Origin of the sequence: Streptomyces brasiliensis, from assembly GCF_014647875.1 — a bacterium.
GTDB classification, from domain to species: domain Bacteria; phylum Actinomycetota; class Actinomycetes; order Streptomycetales; family Streptomycetaceae; genus Streptomyces; species Streptomyces brasiliensis.
In genome coordinates, this window is the sequence record NZ_BMQA01000002.1 from 453,249 (window position 1) to 469,513 (window position 16,265).

Consider the following 16,265-nt stretch of genomic DNA (forward strand, 5'->3'; position numbering starts at 1 on the left):
GACGAATCCGGGACCGGCCCACGACAGGAGCCGCCTCCTAGAGGTCGACCTCCTTCAGCAGCATGCCGACCTCGGTGTTGGACAGGCGGCGCAGCCAGCCCGACTTCTGGTCGCCCAGGGTGATCGGGCCGAAGGACGTACGCACCAGCTTCTCCACCGGGAAGCCCGCCTCGGCGAGCATGCGGCGGACGATGTGCTTGCGGCCCTCGTGCAGGGTGACCTCGACCAGGTAGTTCTTGCCGGTCTGCTCGACGACCCGGAAGTGGTCCGCGCGCGCGTAACCGTCCTCCAGCTGGATGCCGTCCTTGAGGCGCTTGCCCAGGTCGCGCGGGATAGGGCCGACGATCGCCGCCAGGTACGTCTTCTTCACGCCGTACTTGGGATGGGTCAGCCGGTGCGCCAGCTCGCCGTGGTTGGTGAGCAGGATGACGCCCTCGGTCTCGGTGTCGAGCCGGCCGACGTGGAAGAGGCGCGTCTCCCGGTTGGTGACGTAGTCGCCGAGGCACTGGCGCCCCTCGGGGTCCTCCATCGTCGCGACGACACCGGCGGGCTTGTTCAGCGAGAAGAACTGGTACGACTGCGTGGCCACGGTCAGACCGTCGACCCTGACCTCGTCCTTCTCCGGGTCGACCCGCTTGCCCTGCTCGGTGACGATCTCGCCGTTGACCTCGACGCGCGCCTGCTCGATCAGCTCCTCGCAGGCACGCCGCGAGCCGTAGCCCGCGCGCGCGAGGACCTTCTGCAGCCGCTCGCCCTCCTGCTCGGCACCCGGGAACGTCTTGGGCAGCCGGATGTCCTTCTTGCCCGCGTACCGCTCGCGGTTGCGCTCCTCGGTCCGCGCGTCGTACTCGCGGGAGCGGGCGGGGGCCGTACGGCCGCGCCCGGCGCCCTGCTGGGACTGCTTGGGCCCGCCCTTGGCGCCACCGCGGGCCGCGCCGCCGCGCCCGGACTTGGGGCCGTCCTGCGTGGCTCCGGGGCCCACGTCGTAGCGGCGCTCCTCGGGGCGGGGCTTGCGGGGCCGGCCCTGCCCCTGTCGCTCGTCCCTGTTGTTGCCGGCACCGCGGTAGTTACCGCGCCCGCCGCTCTTGCCGCTGCCGCTGCTTCGCATCAAAGTTCCGTCGTCGTCGTGTCAGGCGTGTACGTCGTGGGACCGTCGTCCGGGTCCGGACCGTCCGGATCGAACGACGGTACTGCCTCCTGGGTCTCGGCCTCGATCGCCTCCGCCTCCGGAAGGAAGGGCGCGAGCTCCGGGAGCTCGTCCAGGCCGCGCAGGCCCATCCGCTCCAGGAAGTAGTTCGTCGTCCTGTACAGGATCGCACCTGTTTCGGGTTCCGTGCCCGCCTCCTCGACCAGCCCGCGCTGCAGGAGGGTGCGCATCACACCGTCGCAGTTCACTCCGCGTACGGCCGAGACGCGGCTGCGGCTCACCGGCTGGCGGTAGGCGACGACGGCCAGGGTCTCCAGCGCGGCCTGGGTGAGGCGGGCCTGCTGGCCGTCCAGGACGAAGCCCTCGACGGCAGGGGCGTACTCGGGACGGCTGTAGAAACGCCAGCCGCCCGCGACGAGCCGCAGCTCGAAGCCCCGGCCCTGCACGGTGTACTCGTCGGCCAGCGCGCGCAACGCGTCGCCGATCTGCCGCCGGGGCCGCTGGAGGATCTTCGAGAGGTGCTCCTCGGTCGCGGGCTCGTCGACGACCATGAGGACCGCCTCCAGGGCGGGCTTGAGGTCGAGGTCCGCGACGGTGCGCAGACCGGCCGGGACCTCCGTGGTCTCCTCGCTCACGCCTTCTTCTCCTCCTTGGGCTCCTCGGGGGGCCGGTCGAACTCGTCGGTGACCTTCGGGGCCTCGTCGCTGTCGCCGCCGGTCCAGCGCACGAGCAGGTCGCCGAGCGCCGTCTCCTGTTCGAGCGCGACGGCCTTCTCCCGATACAGCTCCAGCAGTGCCAGAAATCTCGCCACGACGGTCAGGGTGTCGTCGGTGTCCTCGACGAGCGCCCGGAAGCTGGCCTCGCCGAGTTCCCTGAGCCGCGCGACGACGATCCCGGCCTGCTCCTGGACGCTGACCAGCGGCGCGTGGATGTGGTCGACGTAGACCTGCGGCTTCGGCTTCGGCTGCATGGCCTTGACGGCGAGCTTGGCGAAGCCTTCGGCGCCGATGCTGATGACGACCTCGGGCAGCAGCTCGGCGTGGTGCGGTTCGAGCCCGACGGTACGGGGATAACGACGGGATTCCCGCTCGAGCCGGTGCTGGAAGATGTCGGCGATCTGTTTGTACGCCCGGTACTGGAGCAGCCGAGCGAACAGCAGGTCCCGGGCCTCCAGCAGCGCGAGGTCGGCCTCGTCCTCGACCTCGGCGGCGGGCAGCAGCCGGGCGGCCTTGAGGTCGAGCAGGGTGGCGGCGACGACGAGGAACTCGGTCGTCTGATCAAGATCCCAGTCCGGCCCCATGGCCCGGATGTGCCCCATGAACTCGTCGGTGACCTTGGACAGCGCCACCTCGGTGACATCGAGCTTGTGCTTCGAGATGAGCTGGAGCAGCAGATCGAAGGGCCCCTCGAAGTTGGCCAGCCGGACTTTGAAGACACCGTCGGGGGCGTCTTCGGCCTCACCCCGGGGACGGGTGTCTGCCGGAAGCGGCTGCCGGGTGCCGGACCCGGGCTCGGGGAGGGTCGGGGGGTGCGGCTCGGCGGGGGACACCGGCCCGGGGACGCTCGCCGTCTCCGGTACGGCGACGGTCGCCGCCTCGGCCACGGCTCGGGGCTCCTCCCCGGGCGTCTCCGCCTGGGGCGGCTCATGGGCCGGATCGGGTTCCGGCGCAGACGGTTCGTCCGGCGGCGGTGGTTCGTGCGTCGGCGGCAGGGCCGGTGCGGGAGCGGCGGGCGGTTCCACGCCGGTGTCTTCTTCCCACCCCGTTGTGTCTGCTGCGTCTGCTGTGTCTGCCTCGGCTGCCCGCACTCCCGTGGCCTCGAGCACAACCGGCTCCACCGGCGCCGGGAGCGGCTGAACCCGCGAAGCGCTCGCGCCGGGGCCGCGGCCCAGGGTGCGTCTGCGGCCGGGCGGGATGCCGGGGGTGGGTACGTCGTTCGAGGTCATGGCCGTCGCAGGCTATCGTCTGGCGCCTGCGGTGCCGACTACCGGCCGCGCAGCCGCCGTACCAGAATGCTCGCGTCCCCTCGGGACTCCAGGTCGGCCAGCACCACGGCGACCGCCTCGCGGACGATCCGCCCGCGGTCGACCGCCAGGCCGTGCTCGCCGCGGAGCACCAGCCGGGCGTGCTCCAGGTCCATCAGTTCCTCGGCGGAGACGTACACGGTGATCTTCTCGTCGTGCCGCTCGCGCCCACTGGGCCGCCGGGCCGCCGCCCGGCCCCGCTTGCGCGACTGTGCTCCCGCCTGAGGAGCCGCGGCGGGCGAGCCGCCAGAACCTTCCTGCGCCGTCTGACGCCGTTCGGGGCGTTCCCCCGCGGTCTGCGCGGCGCGGCTGCGGGACTCACCGGTGTCGACCGGCTCCGCCTCCGCCGCCACGTGCTCCGCCCCGTCGCCGTCCCCGCCCTGCACCGGCACGGACTGCGGCGCGTCCTCCGACGAGGCGGCCGCGCCGTCGCTCTCCCCCGCGGGAGCCGGCACCCGGGCCTCGCCGTTGGCCGGGCGCCGGGGAGTGGACGGCTGGAGCGCCATTCCCCCTGTCGTACGGAACAGTTCGTCGGCCCCCGGCAGACTCACTCGGCGTGACACCGGGCGAGCACCTCCCTGGCGAGCTGGCGATAGGCGGCGGCACCGACGGAGTTGGAGGCGTACGTGGTGATCGGCTCGCCGGCGACCGTGGTCTCCGGGAAACGGACCGTGCGGCCGATGACCGTGTGGTAGACGTGGTCGTCGAACGCCTCGACCACACGGGCCAGCACCTCACGGCTGTGGACCGTGCGCGAGTCGTACATCGTGGCGAGGATGCCGTCCAGTTCCAGCTCGGGGTTGAGCCGCTCCTGGACCTTCTCGATGGTCTCGGTCAGCAGCGCGACACCGCGCAGGGCGAAGAACTCGCACTCGAGGGGCACGATCACCTTGTGGGCGGCCGTAAGCGCGTTGACGGTGAGCAGGCCGAGCGAGGGCTGACAGTCGATCACGATGTAGTCGTAGTCGGGCATCAGCGGCTTCAGGGCACGCTGCAGCGTCGACTCGCGCGCGACCTCGGAGACCAGCTGGACCTCGGCGGCCGACAGGTCGATGTTGCTCGGCAGCAGGTCCATGTTGGGGACCGCGGTCTTCAGGAGGACCTCGTCCGCGGACATGCCCCGCTCCATGAGCAGGTTGTAGACGGTGAGGTCGAGTTCCATCGGATTGACGCCGAGTCCGACCGACAGCGCGCCCTGCGGGTCGAAGTCCACGAGCAGCACGCGACGGCCGTACTCCGCGAGCGCGGCACCCAGATTGATGGTCGACGTCGTCTTGCCGACGCCGCCCTTCTGGTTGCACATCGCGATGATCTTCGCGGGTCCGTGATCGGTCAGCGGGCCCGGGATCGGGAAGTACGGCAGCGGGCGCCCGGTCGGGCCGATGCGCTCGCGGCGCTGGCGGGCAGCGTCGGGCGCGAGCGTGGCCGCGTACTCGGGGTCGGGCTCGTATTCGGCGTCGGGATCGTAGAAGTGCCCGTCGGGCAGTTCGTCGTAGTCGGCGAAGTGGTTGTGGGGCGCGCCACTTCCGTCGCCGGCCATGGCGTTCACGTGATGGCCATCCATGCTCTGGTGTGCTGTCCGGGTGGTCTGCAGGCCCGGACCTTGGTGGGCTGCGAAGGTGCGCACAGCTACGGAGCCGACAGCCTCGAATCCCGCGGGGCCCTGGCCCCGTGCCGGCATTCCTGGTTGACCACCCCCGGGAGAAAATGTCGACTCATTCACAAGTCGTCTTACCTCCTTGGTGACCAGGAAACTTCTAGACAAGGTCAGCGTGGCACCATGCCGACGGTTGGCGACTCTATGGCGTGTCGGGCGTCCGCAGCAACACAATCCGCCGGACCCGGCAGGATGTGTCGGCAATCAAACATCCTGCTGTCAAGGGCGTACGGCCGTCGCACAGCAGGTTTCACCGGTGTGCGAATCGGTCGAAGGGTTACGTTCGAGGCGAGTTGACCGAGAGCCGCAAAGTGACCATACACACATCCGGCCGGACCTTGTCGGGCAAGGTCCGGCCGTGTGTACGCGGTTGACGCACCGTGTTGACGTATCGCCTTTACGAAAGGGTGACTTAGCCGAGCAGGGACTCCAGCTCGACGTGCGGGAGGCCGTGCGCCTCGGCGACCTCCTTGTAAACCACCTTGCCGTCATGGGTGTTGAGACCCTTGGCCAGAGCCGGGTCACGGCGCAGCGCCTCGACCCAGCCGCGGTTGGCGAGCTCGACGATGTACGGCAGCGTCGCGTTGGTGAGTGCGTAGGTGGAGGTGTTGGGCACCGCGCCGGGCATGTTGGCGACGCAGTAGAAGACCGACTCGTGGACCTTGAAGGTCGGTTCGGCGTGCGTGGTCGGGTGCGAGTCCTCGAAACAGCCGCCCTGGTCGATCGCGATGTCGACAAGGACACTTCCCGGCTTCATCCGGGAGACCAGCTCGTTGGTGACCAGCTTGGGGGCCTTGGCACCCGGGATGAGGACGGCACCGATGACGAGGTCGGCCTCGAGGCAGGCCTTCTCCAGCTCGAAGGCGTTGGAGACGACGGTCTGGATCTTCGAGCCGAAGATCTTGTCCGCCTCCTTGAGCTTGTTGATGTCCTTGTCGAGCAGGGTCACCTGGAAGCCCATGCCGACGGCGATCTGCGCGGCGTTCCAGCCGGAGACGCCACCGCCGATGACGACGGCCTTGGCGGGCAGCACACCCGGGACACCGCCCGGCAGCACACCGCGGCCGCCGGCCGGACGCATCAGGTGGTAGGCGCCGACCTGCGGGGCCAGCCGGCCCGCGACCTCGGACATCGGGGCGAGCAGCGGCAGGGCGCGGCTGGGCAGCTCGACGGTCTCGTAGGCGATCGCGGTGGTGCCGGACTCCAGGAGGGCGTCCGTGCACTCACGGGAGGCGGCCAGGTGCAGGTAGGTGAAGAGCGTCTGGTCCTTGCGGAGGCGGTGGTACTCCTCGGCGACGGGCTCCTTGACCTTCAGCAGCAGGTCGGCGGCGGCCCATACCTCGTCGGCCGTCTCCAGGATCTGGGCACCGGCGGCGATGTACTCGTCGTCCGGGATCGACGAGCCGGCACCGGCGCCGCGCTCGATGACGACCTGGTGGCCGTGGCGCACCAGCTCGTGCACGCCGGCGGGGGTGATGGCCACCCGGAACTCGTTGTTCTTGACCTCGCGGGGGATGCCGACCTTCACGTCGATCACGGTCCTTGGCTCAGAGGGTGTGGGGGCATAACAAGACATACCCGGGCGCGCAGGGCACACCGGGAGACACCGCAGGAGAACGAGCGGCAGAGCCAGTTTAATGAAGGTGTTCCGCCTGTCTAGCCTTTCATTGCATCAATCTCCGACAGATGCACTGCGGATTTCGCAGGCGTTAGCGTCATGTTCCAGCTCTGGATCACCGTCGGGGCATTCCTGAGGCTCCTCCCCCAGCATGCGCTCGGCCGCACCCCGGTGCAGTCGAGCGGCCGCGCAGTCGCCCAGGTGCTCCAGCGTGTCGGCCAGCCGCAGCTGCAGTGCCGCCTGCAGCCGTACGTCCTCGGCTCGGCGCGCCCACTCCACCGCCTCCTGGCAGGTGCGCAGCGACTCCTCGGGCCGGCCGGCGTACTCCTGGACCCGGGCCAGTTCGCTCAACGCCCGCGCCTGGGCGGCGACATCGCCGTTCTTGCGGTGACCGGAAACCGCCGCCCGCCAGTTGCGCAGCGCCTCGCCGTAGCGGCCGGCGTAGGTGTGGGCGGTGGCGATACGGCCGTACAGCCGGGCGGCGTCCGCGCGCTCGTCGCGGGCCAGCCGCTCGGCCAGGGCCCGCCCGAACCAGTCGGCGGCCCGGTCGTGGTCCCCCAGCTCCTGGTGCGCACCGCCTACGGATTCCATCGCGCGGCCGGTCGCGTACGGATCGTTCGCCTCTCGTCCGGCGTCCAGCGCGGCCCGGTAGCGGACCAGCGCGTCGGCCGTGCGGCCCGTCCGGGCGTCGAGGTCGCCGAGATTCAGCAGGGCGGCGGCCTTCTCGCGGGGCAGTTCCCGGCGCTCGGCCACGTCCAGGACGAGGCCGTGGATGCCGTACAGATCGGGGGCCGCCGCCTGGGTGCCGACGTGCGCCACCATGGCCCTGACCAGCTGGGACATCAGCCGGCGGGCCAGGGTGTCCAGCTCGCCGTCGGCGACCGCGAGGCGGGCGGCGGCCAGTAGGGCGGGTCTGCGCACCTCCAGCCACTCGGCCGCCGCGCGCGGGTTGGGGAAGCGCAGCTCACGAGGCAGGCCCTGGAGCTTCTCGCGGGCCTCGGGGTTGTCCGTCTCGGTGATGGCGCGGCACGACTGCAGCAGCCGTACCGTCCGCTCGAGCATGCGGGCGCGGGCCAGCTGCAGCTCGCCGGGGCGGTCGTGGGTCTCGGCGAGGGGGCGCAGCAGGGCGTGGAGGCAGCCGGGCACCTCGTACTGCGGCAGCGGTGAGGGCACGGCCCTCAGCAGGCCGAGGGCGACGAGGTCGTCCAGGGTGGTGCGGGCGGCGCCGACGGAGCAGCCGGCCAGCGCCGAGGCGGTGTGCGGGTCGACCAGGCCGGCCGGGGCCAGGGACAGCAGGCGCAGTATCCGCGCGGCCGGAGCGGGCAGGTGGTCGTACGCGAGGCGGAAGACGCGGCCGAGGGGACTGGGTTCGTCACTCTCCGCGTGCAGGCGCTTGGCCAGGTCGGCGACGGCCGCCTTGGGACGGAAGGCTAGCCAGCCGCCCGCGAGCATCAGGGCCGCGGGCTGGGCCTGGCACACCTCGACGAGGCTCTCGGCGGCCCTCGGGTCGACGGTGATGCGGACCGAGCCGGTGTAGCGGGTGAGCAGTTCGAGGGCCGACTTGGTGTCGAGGCCGCCCAGGGTGCACGGGCGGACGTCGGAGATCCCGGTGAGCGGGCCCGCGGACACGGCCACCACCAGGCTGTCCGGGCTGTCCGGCAGCAGCGCGTCGACCTGCTCGGCGCCTGCCGCGTCGTCCAGCAGGAGCACCGTCCGCCGGCCGGCCAGGGCCGTGCGCAGCGCCTCGGTGAGTTCGTCCTCGGCGGCTCCGGGCGGGGTCGGCAGGCCCAGCTCGGTGAGCAGCTCGCGGGCGGCGCGTTCGACCGGCACGGGGGTGCCGTCGGGCTCGCCGAGCCGGACGCGCAGCACCCCGTCGGGGTAGCGGTCCGAGACGCGGCGCGCGAGCTCCCCGGCGAGTGCCGTACGGCCCGAGCCGGGCCGGCCCGCGATGAGCAGCACGCGCGCGCGTGGTGCCTTGCGGCCGGCGAGGGTGTCGAGTCCCGCACGCTCGATGTCGGCGAGGAGGCCTTTCAACTCCCTTGCGCGGCCCAGGAACTGACCGTCCGCGGCCGGGTGTACGGACAGCTGAACGCCGCCTGTGTCCACCGCCTGATCCGTCACGGGCCACACTCCCGTCCCACCGCACGCCGCGCGCCCACCGGACTTACGGTTCGGGCGTCGGGCCTTGTCTTCGGCTCACTCGCGAGGAGCCTAGTTCACGCTCTGCGACGTTCCGTGAGGAGCGCGACGGGCACGTCCCTCGATCGGATCAGCCGATCGTCACACCGCCGATACAAGGGTGGTAAGGGGTGCTGGGTTCAGGACTCGAAGGGACGCGCGGGCCACGGGGCGTCGGCCGGGCGCAGCGCGTCGAGGCCGTCGCCGGCACGCGCGGCGACCAGCGAAAGGACGCCGATCACCAGGCAGTTGTTGTGCAGGTCGCCCGCCAGCACCCCGCGCACCAGCTCGTCGACGGGCACGCGCGCGTACTCCAGGTCGATCTCCTCGTCCTCGACGGCGAAGCGCTCGCCGTCGGCCTCGGACAGGCCCCGGGCGAGGAAGACCCGTACGGCCTCGTCGCAGCCGCCCGGGGTGGTGTACACATCGGTCAGCACCCGCCAGTCCTCGGCCTTGACGTGCGCCTCCTCGTACAGCTCGCGCTGGGCCGCGTGCAGCGGGTTCTCGCCGGGCACGTCGAGCAGGCCGGCCGGGATCTCCCACAGCTTCTGCCGGACCGGGTGACGGTACTGGCGGATCAGCAGGACGCGGTCCTCGTCGTCGAGGGCGAGGACGCCCACGGAACCCGGGTGGACCTGGTAGTCGCGGCGGACCACGGAGCCGTCGGGCATGACCACCTCGTCCGTGCGCACCGAGGTCTTGTTGCCGACGAAGGGGGTCTCCGAAGCCCGGATCTCCCACTCCTCGGGGGTGTCCTTCAACGTCATGCCCTGCCGCCCTTTCACGAGCACAAGCGAAACCGGGGTGCTCACCTCTTGAAGGTATGCACCCCGGCCACCGTACAACTGGTGTGTTACTTCGAATTCTTCCGCTGGACCGCAGCCTTCACGAGCCCCGCGAACAGCGGGTGCGGACGCGTCGGCCGCGAGCGCAGCTCCGGGTGCGCCTGGGTGGCGACCAGGTAGGGGTGGACCTCGCGCGGGTACTCGACGTACTCGACGAGCTTGCCGTCCGGGGAGGTTCCGGAGAACACGATGCCGGCCTTCTTCTCCAGCTCCGCGCGGTAGGCGTTGTTCACCTCGTAGCGGTGACGGTGGCGCTCCTCTACGTACTCCTTGCCGTCGTACACCTCGCGCACGATCGAGCCCTCTCCCAGCTTCGCCGGGTACATGCCCAGCCGCATGGTGCCGCCCATGTCGCCCTCGCCGGCGACGATGTCGAGCTGCTCGGCCATGGTGGAGATGACCGGGTGGGAGGTGCCGGAATCGAACTCGGTGGAGTTGGCGTCCGGGATGTCGGCCAGATTGCGCGCGGCCTCGATCACGGTGCACTGCAGACCGAGGCACAGACCGAGCAGGGGGATCTTGTTCTCGCGGGCGTAGCGGATCGCGCCGACCTTGCCGAGCACACCGCGGTCGCCGAAGCCGCCCGGGATGCAGACGCCGTCCACGTCGGCCAGCTGCGCCTTGGCGCCGGCCGGGGTCTTGCAGTCGTCCGAGGTGACCCACTTGATCTTGACGCGGGCCTTGTTGGCGAAGCCGCCCGCGCGCAGCGCCTCGGTGACCGAGAGGTAGGCGTCGGGCAGGTCGATGTACTTGCCGACCAGCGCGAGGGTGATCTCGTGGTCGGGGTTGTGGACGCGGTCGAGCAGGTCGTCCCAGGTCGTCCAGTCGACGTCGCGGAAGGGCAGGTCGAGCTTGCGCACGACGTAGGCGTCGAGGCCCTCGGTGTGGATGACCTTCGGAATGTCGTAGATCGAGCGGGCGTCGGGGCAGGCGACCACGGCCGCCTCGTCGACGTCGCACATCAGCGAGATCTTGCGCTTGATCGCGGTCGGCACCTCGCGGTCGCAGCGCAGCACGATCGCGTCAGGCTGGATACCGATGTTGCGCAGGGCGGCGACAGAGTGCTGGGTCGGCTTCGTCTTCAGCTCGCCGGACGGGCCGATGTAGGGAAGGAGGGAGATGTGGACCACGAACACGTTGTCGCGGCCGACCTCGTGGCGGACCTGGCGGACCGTCTCCAGGAACGGCAGCGACTCGATGTCGCCGACCGTGCCGCCGACCTCGGTGATGACGACGTCGACCTCGTCGGTTGCCATGCGGCGGATGCGGTGCTTGATCTCGTTGGTGATGTGGGGGATGACCTGCACCGTGTCGCCCAGGTACTCGCCGCGCCGCTCCTTGGCGATGACCGTGGAGTACACCTGTCCTGTAGTGACATTGGCGGTGCCGTCCAGGTCACGGTCGAGGAAACGCTCGTAGTGTCCGATGTCCAGGTCGGTCTCGGCTCCGTCGTTCGTGACGAAGACCTCACCGTGCTGGAACGGGTTCATCGTGCCCGGGTCGACGTTCAGGTACGGGTCGAGCTTCTGCATGACGACGCGCAGGCCCCGGGCCTTGAGCAGCATGCCCAAGCTGGAGGCCGTGAGGCCCTTGCCGAGAGAGGAGGCGACACCCCCGGTGACGAAGATGTGCTTGGTCGTCGTGGCTGTGCTATTCCGAAAAACAGCGGGCGGCATGGCCAAAGGGGGGCTCCCGTGGTCGCGGTCTGGGTGGCGGTGCGGCTTCCGGCCCGAAGATCGTGCTGCTTTCTCGGGGAGGTGCCGTCGCTGCGGTTCGGGGGTTTCTTGCCCACCGGTCCACGGGCTACCAGGGTATCAGCGCCGCGCGGCGATGGCGTCCGGCCACGCTCCGCGTACGCGTCGACACGGGCACGCACCGCTCACCCGTTTCTCACCCGGCGCTCACTCGCTCGGCCCACATGGGTTGCCCGGAGCGGCACGCAGATCATCTACGTGCGTCGTATCCTGCTCGGACATTCGCTGCCGAGCCCGGCCGGCAACACGGCACACCCCCGCCCGTATCCACGGGAACAACGAGAGCTCGTCAGTTCGTTGAGCATTGGATGTCGTTTTGCCCTCAGGGCGCGGCGGCTGCTTTGCTTCACCGCTCAACGAAGCACAACAACGACCCCTTGACCGCACTAGCGACAGCCCCCTTTTCCACCGGGGGCGACGTGGCCGTTCGACTGGAGTTGCACGTGGCCGGGCGCATCGAAGACTACGCACTCATCGGAGACATGCAGACCGCTGCGCTGGTCTGCCGGGACGGCACAGTCGACTGGCTGTGCCTGCCCCGCTTCGACTCGCACGCCATCTTCGCCGGTCTGCTGGGCACCGAGGAGCACGGCTTCTGGCGGCTCGGCCCGGCGCACGCGGCCGACGCGCAGCCGCCCTCGGCGGCCCGGCGCACCTACCGCGGCGACTCGCTGATCCTCGAGTCGGAGTGGGACACCCCGCGCGGCACGGTCCGCGTGACGGATTTCATGCCCCCGCGTGACGGCGCCCCGCAGCTGATCCGCATCGTCGAGGGCGTCACCGGCCGCGTGCCGATGCGCTCGGCGCTGAGGATGCGGTTCTCGTACGGCCGGGTCGTGCCGTGGGTGCACAAGCACGACGGGCGGACGGTCGCCGTCGCCGGTCCGGACTCTGTGTGGTTCGACACGGCCGCCGAGACCTACGGCAAGGCACTGACGACGTACGCGGACTTCACCGTCGCGCCCGGCGACCGCATCGCCTTCACGATCTCCTGGGAACCTTCGCACAAGGAGCCGCCCGGTCTGCCGGAGCCGGAGCAGTCGCTGGCGGCGACGGAGATCTTCTGGCGCGAGTGGGTCGAGCAGTGCACGTACCACGGGCCGTACCGCGAGGCCGTGATCCGCTCGCTGATCACGCTGAAGGCGCTGACGTACGCCCCGACCGGCGGGATCGTCGCCGCGCCCACCACCTCCCTGCCGGAGGACATCGGCGGTGTCCGCAACTGGGACTACCGTTACACCTGGCTGCGCGACGCGGCGATCACCCTGTCCTCGCTGCTGCGCACCGGCTACCGCGACGAGGCCCGTGCCTGGCGCGAGTGGCTGCTGCGCGCGGTCGCGGGCGACCCGGAGAACCTGCAGATCATGTACGGCATCGCGGGCGAGCGCGAGCTGGGCGAGGCCGAACTGGACTGGCTGCCGGGCTATGAGAACTCCGCCCCGGTCCGGGTCGGCAACGGCGCCGCGCACCAGCTCCAGCTGGACGTGTACGGCGAGGTCACCGAGGCCCTGCACCTCGCCCACATGACCGGGCTGGCCCGCAGTGACTACGCCTCGCTGCTCCAGCTGAAGCTGATCCGCTACCTCGAGGACCACTGGGACCAGCCGGACGAGGGCATCTGGGAGGTGCGCGGGCCGCGCCGGCACTTCGTGCACTCCAAGGTGATGGCCTGGGTCGCGGTGGACCGCACCATCAAGCTGATCGAGTCCGGTGACGCGGACGGCCCGCTGGAGCGCTGGCGCGAGCTGCGCGACGACATCCACCGGGACGTGTGCGAGAAGGGCTACGACAAGGAGCGCAACACCTTCACGCAGTCGTACGGCTCCAAGGAACTGGACGCCTCGCTGCTCCTCATCCCGCAGATGGGCTTCCTGCCGCCGGACGACAAGCGCGTCATCGGCACCATCGAGGCGATCCAGCGGGAGCTGTCCACGCCGGACGGCTTCATCCTGCGCTACCCGACCGAGGGCGAGCACGAGGGCGTGGACGGTCTGCCCGGTGACGAGGGCGCTTTCCTGGCCTGCTCGTTCTGGATGGCGGACGACCTCGCGATGATCGGCCGCGTGGACGAGGCGCGCAAGCTGTTCGAGAAGCTGCTGGCGCTGCGCAACGACCTCGGTCTGCTGGCCGAGGAGTGGGACCCGCGCGGCAAGCGCCAGGTGGGCAACTTCCCGCAGGCCTTCAGCCACGTGCCACTGATCGACACGGCCCTGCGGCTCACGGCTTCTGGGGCGTACGGCGGCTGAGGGCCGAGGCCTGGCAGCGCCCCGGCGCGTGTCAGCGTGCTGCCGGGCGGTCCGTTCTGTGCGGGTCGCCCGTGGGCAGCCAGGTGTCCGGGCCGTGGATCGGCAGGTCGCCGGCCTCTCCGGTGAGAGCGTCGACGACGGCGAGGACCGCGGCCCGGTCCTCGCCGCGGCGCCAGGTCAGGGACCAGGTCCAGTGGATGCGCGGCGCGACGACGGGGCGTCTGACCAGGTCGGGCGGCAGCGGAGCGGTCTGGCCCTTGGGCGAGTTGATGACAGGGCGTCCGCCGCGGCGGACGTGGTCGAAGAAGGCGGAGCCGGTGATGCCCCCGTCGGAGATACGCACCGCGCGGGCGCCGGTGTCCCGGGCCAGTTCCTCGGCGTACACGTTCCAGGACGACCAGGACGTCACGTCGTCGTCCACCAGGACGTCGGTGTCCCGGGCGGCCACCTCGCCGGTGTCCGGGCCGACGGCGACGGCGTACAGGCGGTCGGCGCCGACGAGGCGGGCGCACAGGCCGCGCTTCTCCAGGTCCTCGGTGCGCACCCAGCACACCGCGAGGTCCAGGCTGCCCTCGGCGACCCTGGCGGCCTGGGTGTGCGAGGGAGCGACCCACGCGTCGACATGGACCTGGGCCACGGCGGAGGTACGGGCGGTCAGGTCGGCGGGGAGCCAGTTCACGTAGCCGAGGCGTACCGGCTCGGATCCCGAGAGCCGGCGCGCACGCCGCTGGAGGTCGTCGGCCCGCTCCAGAAGGGCCCGGGTGTGCGGGAGCAGCGCCGAGCCGGCCGGGGTCAGGGACACCGAGCGGCGGTCGCGGTCGAACAGGCGCACTCCCAGGTCGCGTTCGAGCGCCTTGATCTGCTGGGACAGGGAGGGTCCGGCGATCAGCAGCCGCTCGGCGGCCCGGCCGAAGTTCAGCTCCTCGGCCACCGTGACGAAGTAACGAAGTTGACGCAGCTCCACGCCGGTCATGCTACGTACGCCGGTGAGAGGCCGCGCCTCCCAGGACGGAGGAAGCCGGTCGTGGCCGGGCGCCGGTACCGCACGGACACTGAGGGGGACGAGCCCACCTCCGGTGTTCCGGCGACCGCCGGACGCCGCGGCGAACGGAGCAGGACCATGCGCGAGTTCCTGGTCGAGATCACCACCACCGTGCCCGAGGGCACCGGTCAGGACGAGGTCGACCGGCGGCGGGCCGCCGAGGCGGTGCGCGCGAAGGAACTGGCCGCCGCAGGCCACCTGATGCGGCTGTGGCGGCCGGTCGGCGAACTGCGCAGCATCGGCGTCTGGCAGGCCGCGAACGAGGAGGAACTGCACGAGAAGGTGCTCGGCACCCTGCCACTGCGCCCATGGATGACGTTCACGGTCACCCCGCTCGAACCCCACCCGAACGACCCCGGCCCGACCGTGGGCGCTGCCTGAGCCCGCCCTCCTCGGTGCGGCGCCCCGCCCGAGCCGACCGGAGGACGCTCGCCCCGGTCCACCGCACCGCCTCACCTTCTCCCCAACTCCCCCGTCAAGAGGTCACTTCGTGATGCCCGGATGGCTTTCCCCCGCCCACACGGACCGAGGGGTCGCATCACCGCCCTCCCCCTGGAGCCATGTCGCCCGGGCTGCGGCGGCGCTCGCCGCGGGCATGGGGGTCGGCAGGTTCGTCTACACGCCGATCCTGCCCGTGATGCACGCCCGGGCGGGACTGTCCGCGGCGTCGGGTGCCCACCTGGCGACCGCCAACTACGTCGGCTACCTCGTCGGCGCGCTCGCCGGCATCCTGGCACCCCCGCTGGTCCGCTCCCCCGTACTGCTGCGCACCTGCCTGCTCGCGCTGACCGGCAGCCTCGCCGCGATGCCCGCCACGCACAGCACGACGGTGTGGCTCACGCTACGGCTGCTGGCCGGCATCGCCAGCGCCCTGATCTTCGTCATCGCCGTCAGCTCCCTGCACAGCCATCTGCGCGAGCACCCCGCCCATCTGCCCGGCTGGGCCTTCGGTGGTGTGGGGGCCGGCATCGCCCTGTCCGGCCTGCTCGTTCTCGCGCTGCGTCCCGTCGCCGACTGGCGTGCCGCCTGGTGGGCCTCGGCCGCACTCGCCGCGCTCCTCACCGCCGGCTCGTGGAACCTGCGCCCGGAACCTGCTCCGGCGCCCGCCGCACAGCCCGGCACGGCGACGCCCCGTACACACCGCTGGTTCGGCGTGCTGTTCGCCTCGTACACCCTGGAGGGCATCGGCTACATCGTCGCCGGTACGTTCCTCGTCGCCGCGATCGAGCAGAGCTCCCCGGGGTGGCTCGGCAGCGGCGCGTGGGTGTTGGTGGGCCTGGCGGCCGTACCGTCCTCCGCGCTGTGGGCCCGGCTGGGACGCCGCTGGTCGCGCCCGGGTCTGCTGCTCGTCGCGCTGGTCGTCCAGGCGGTCGGCGTCGCTCTGCCCGCGCTGGTCGGCGGGGTGAGCGCCGCCCTGCTCTCCGCGGTCCTGTTCGGCGCCACCTTCATCGGTGTCAGCACACTCGCCCTAGCCGCCGGGGCCCGGCTGGGCTTCCCGCGCTCGGTGGCGCTCCTGACCGCGGGCTACTCCGTCGGCCAGATCCTCGGCCCACTGGTCGTCACCCCCCTGCTCCGGCACGGCTACCACCAGGCCCTCGTCCTGGCCGCCGTCGTGGTGCTGATGGCCGCCGCAGCCGCGGCCGTGCTGCGCGTCGGCCTGCGCGAGCGAGGCCTTCGCGCGAGCCCCGAGCCGGTCCGGGGCGGGTACGGCGGCTGAGCGCGACCGCGTGGCCGTGCCCGCCCGGGCCGGGCGGA

13 protein-coding genes are annotated in these 16,265 nt (G+C 71.2%); 3 read left to right on the top strand and 10 right to left on the bottom strand.

Going from position 1 to position 16,265, the window contains the following annotated elements; genetic code table 11:
* Nucleotides 1–37: 37 nt before the first annotated feature.
* The 9 genes from IEZ19_RS05760 to pyrG all read right to left on the bottom strand — a co-directional run bounded on the left by IEZ19_RS05760 (nucleotide 38) and on the right by pyrG (nucleotide 11,144).
* Nucleotides 38–1,108, bottom strand: a complete 1,071-nt coding sequence (locus IEZ19_RS05760) for a pseudouridine synthase (RefSeq protein WP_189309884.1) — start codon at nucleotides 1,106–1,108, stop codon at nucleotides 38–40.
* Nucleotides 1,108–1,782: an SMC-Scp complex subunit ScpB gene (gene scpB / locus IEZ19_RS05765; RefSeq protein WP_189309885.1), complete on the bottom strand. Its 675-nt coding sequence runs from the start codon at nucleotides 1,780–1,782 to the stop codon at nucleotides 1,108–1,110. Before scpB ends, IEZ19_RS05760 begins: the two co-directional genes overlap by 1 nt.
* Nucleotides 1,779–3,092, bottom strand: coding sequence for a segregation and condensation protein A (locus IEZ19_RS05770; RefSeq protein ID WP_189309886.1), 1,314 nt, complete (start codon nucleotides 3,090–3,092; stop codon nucleotides 1,779–1,781). Before IEZ19_RS05770 ends, scpB begins: the two co-directional genes overlap by 4 nt.
* Nucleotides 3,093–3,130: 38 nt before the next feature.
* A complete protein-coding gene (locus IEZ19_RS05775) occupies nucleotides 3,131–3,733 on the bottom strand; it encodes a hypothetical protein (protein ID WP_189309887.1) in 603 nt (200 codons plus the stop codon).
* On the bottom strand, nucleotides 3,718–4,851 hold the full coding sequence (locus IEZ19_RS05780) for a ParA family protein (RefSeq protein WP_189309888.1): 1,134 nt from the start codon (nucleotides 4,849–4,851) through the stop codon (nucleotides 3,718–3,720). Before IEZ19_RS05780 ends, IEZ19_RS05775 begins: the two co-directional genes overlap by 16 nt.
* A gap of 388 nt (nucleotides 4,852–5,239) precedes the next feature.
* Complete coding sequence (gene ald, locus IEZ19_RS05785) at nucleotides 5,240–6,364, bottom strand: alanine dehydrogenase (protein WP_189309889.1); 1,125 nt, start codon at nucleotides 6,362–6,364, stop codon at nucleotides 5,240–5,242.
* 135 nt (nucleotides 6,365–6,499) lie between these two features.
* Nucleotides 6,500–8,566 carry a tetratricopeptide repeat protein gene (locus tag IEZ19_RS05790; RefSeq protein WP_189309890.1) on the bottom strand — a complete coding sequence of 689 codons (2,067 nt, stop codon included), beginning with the start codon at nucleotides 8,564–8,566 and terminating at the stop codon, nucleotides 6,500–6,502.
* A 197-nt stretch (nucleotides 8,567–8,763) separates the two neighbouring features.
* On the bottom strand, nucleotides 8,764–9,390 hold the full coding sequence (locus IEZ19_RS05795) for an NUDIX domain-containing protein (protein ID WP_189309891.1): 627 nt from the start codon (nucleotides 9,388–9,390) through the stop codon (nucleotides 8,764–8,766).
* Between the two features lie 86 nt (nucleotides 9,391–9,476).
* Nucleotides 9,477–11,144: a CTP synthase gene (gene pyrG, locus IEZ19_RS05800; protein ID WP_189309892.1), complete on the bottom strand. Its 1,668-nt coding sequence runs from the start codon at nucleotides 11,142–11,144 to the stop codon at nucleotides 9,477–9,479.
* A gap of 521 nt (nucleotides 11,145–11,665) precedes the next feature.
* Here pyrG and IEZ19_RS05805 point away from each other — a divergent pair.
* The gene (locus IEZ19_RS05805; protein ID WP_189309936.1) at nucleotides 11,666–13,468 is read left to right on the top strand and encodes a glycoside hydrolase family 15 protein; all 1,803 of its coding nucleotides are present in this window, start codon (nucleotides 11,666–11,668) and stop codon (nucleotides 13,466–13,468) included.
* Nucleotides 13,469–13,499: 31 nt separating this feature from the next.
* Here IEZ19_RS05805 and IEZ19_RS05810 read toward each other — a convergent pair whose 3' ends face one another.
* The gene (locus tag IEZ19_RS05810; RefSeq protein ID WP_189309893.1) at nucleotides 13,500–14,441 is read right to left on the bottom strand and encodes a LysR family transcriptional regulator; all 942 of its coding nucleotides are present in this window, start codon (nucleotides 14,439–14,441) and stop codon (nucleotides 13,500–13,502) included.
* 147 nt (nucleotides 14,442–14,588) lie between these two features.
* Here IEZ19_RS05810 and IEZ19_RS05815 point away from each other — a divergent pair, with 147 nt between their 5' ends.
* Both IEZ19_RS05815 and IEZ19_RS05820 read left to right on the top strand, forming a co-directional pair.
* The gene (locus tag IEZ19_RS05815; protein WP_189309894.1) at nucleotides 14,589–14,891 is read left to right on the top strand and encodes a muconolactone Delta-isomerase family protein; all 303 of its coding nucleotides are present in this window, start codon (nucleotides 14,589–14,591) and stop codon (nucleotides 14,889–14,891) included.
* Nucleotides 14,892–15,105: 214 nt separating this feature from the next.
* A complete protein-coding gene (locus IEZ19_RS05820) occupies nucleotides 15,106–16,227 on the top strand; it encodes a YbfB/YjiJ family MFS transporter (RefSeq protein ID WP_229839986.1) in 1,122 nt (373 codons plus the stop codon).
* Nucleotides 16,228–16,265 lie beyond the last annotated feature (38 nt).

Excerpts from the sequence above, each read along its gene's own strand:
- IEZ19_RS05770 (WP_189309886.1), bottom strand. The coding sequence starts at position 3,092 with ATGACCTCGAACGACGTACCCACCCCCGGCATCCCGCCCGGCCGCAGA.
- IEZ19_RS05815 (WP_189309894.1), top strand. The coding sequence starts at position 14,589 with ATGCGCGAGTTCCTGGTCGAGATCACCACCACCGTGCCCGAGGGCACC.
- IEZ19_RS05795 (WP_189309891.1), bottom strand. The coding sequence starts at position 9,390 with ATGACGTTGAAGGACACCCCCGAGGAGTGGGAGATCCGGGCTTCGGAG.
- IEZ19_RS05820 (WP_229839986.1), top strand. The coding sequence starts at position 15,106 with ATGGGGGTCGGCAGGTTCGTCTACACGCCGATCCTGCCCGTGATGCAC.
- IEZ19_RS05780 (WP_189309888.1), bottom strand. The coding sequence starts at position 4,851 with ATGCCGGCACGGGGCCAGGGCCCCGCGGGATTCGAGGCTGTCGGCTCC.
- pyrG (WP_189309892.1), bottom strand. The coding sequence starts at position 11,144 with ATGCCGCCCGCTGTTTTTCGGAATAGCACAGCCACGACGACCAAGCAC.
- IEZ19_RS05760 (WP_189309884.1), bottom strand. The coding sequence starts at position 1,108 with ATGCGAAGCAGCGGCAGCGGCAAGAGCGGCGGGCGCGGTAACTACCGC.
- IEZ19_RS05810 (WP_189309893.1), bottom strand. The coding sequence starts at position 14,441 with ATGACCGGCGTGGAGCTGCGTCAACTTCGTTACTTCGTCACGGTGGCC.